Source organism: Delftia sp. CH05, assembly GCF_009827015.1.
Classification (GTDB): Bacteria; Pseudomonadota; Gammaproteobacteria; order Burkholderiales; family Burkholderiaceae_C; genus Comamonas; species Comamonas tsuruhatensis.
In genome coordinates this window covers 1-1,215 of sequence record NZ_WUMG01000102.1, presented here as the reverse complement: position 1 = coordinate 1,215, position 1,215 = coordinate 1, and the positions used below count along the sequence as shown (strand labels likewise).

The following is a 1,215-nucleotide window of genomic DNA, read 5'->3' as shown; positions in this document are numbered from 1 at the left end:
CCCCATCACCCCCTCAATCGCCTCCTCCTGCGCCTGAATAAACGCAAGCAATTGCCCAGGAGTCACCGGCTCCAAGGCATGCCCCGGGTAGGCGCCAATGATCAAACTGGAAATCAGCCCCAACTGATCCTGCACGCGCCGCAGGCTGTTGTACTCCGGCTCGGAAAGTTGAAAGTACAGCATGGCAACTCCTCAATGAGCACGCTTGTCGGCTGATGCAAAGGAATGCCCATGCGCTCGAAGCGCGGGACCACGCAAAGGATTGGGAGAGGGCTCGGGCATTGATACGCCCGCAAGGAAAGCAGCCATAAGGCCTCCTGTGAGTACGTCCAACTGCTTTCGGGAGTGTGGCGGGACCGCCTGTGAAGGTGTGTTCAGCACCTGGGCGAGATGATACAGCGCCCTGGCGCAGCGCCCGCATCCTGACTGTTGCCCGCCCGCCGCCGCTCAGCCAGCGAGGCGCCGCGCTCAAAGACCCCAGCGCCCTCGGAACACAAGGAAGGCCCTCACGCAAACGCATAGCCAGACGCCCACCACCAAGGCGACTCCGGCATGGCTTCGGGGCTTGCAGCCTTGGGCCTGCATCCAGGCCTCGGCCTGCTGGCGGCTGTCGGCCACCACGGCCGGGGGAAGCAGCCGCACGGCAAGCCAGATCAGCGCGGGCAGCAGCAGGACGTCATCCACATAGCCCAGCACGGGGATGAAGTCGGGGATCAGGTCGATGGGGCTCAGGGCGTAGGCGACCACAAAGGCGCCCAGGGTCTTAGGGCCTGTTCACACTAATCTGGGGATCGCGTTGCCCGGCTGCGGGGTTGTATGCAAGGCGCGCGTGCGCAGCAAGGCCCGTGCCTTGCAAGCGCGTGCAACGCCGCAGACGGCCCCGCAGCCGGGCAACCCGAAGGGAAGCAGCCCCACATTAGAGTGGCTAACACCACCGATCCACGAAGCGTGCACAGATGATCGCCGCTGCCAGTTTTAGCAGCGCTTCGTGGATATCCAGCCGTCGTTCAAAGCGGATTCGCAACTTGCCAAAGCCTGCAAACCATCCATGAGTCCGCTCCACCACCCAGCGATGCTTGCCCAGTCGCTCGCTACTCTCAACGCCTCGCCTGGCAATGCGGCTGGCGATGCCCCGTTGTCTCAAGTGCGCACGGCAACGCTTGTAGTCATAGCCCTTGTCGGCGTGCAACTTCGATGGTCTTTTGCGGGGGCGCC

General features: G+C 63.5%; 2 protein-coding genes and 1 pseudogene. All 3 read right to left on the bottom strand.

What is annotated here, in order from left to right; all coding sequences use genetic code 11:
* Positions 1-183: hypothetical protein (locus GRX31_RS30365; protein ID WP_160856255.1), on the bottom strand; the 183-nt coding region annotated here is incomplete at its 3' end.
* A gap of 285 nt (positions 184-468) precedes the next feature.
* Positions 469-765, bottom strand: a pseudogene (locus GRX31_RS30360) (YkvA family protein); the annotation flags it as partial.
* 160 nt (positions 766-925) lie between these two features.
* A partial coding sequence (locus GRX31_RS30355) for a transposase (RefSeq protein WP_160854899.1) occupies positions 926-1,215 on the bottom strand: 290 nt, incomplete at its 5' end.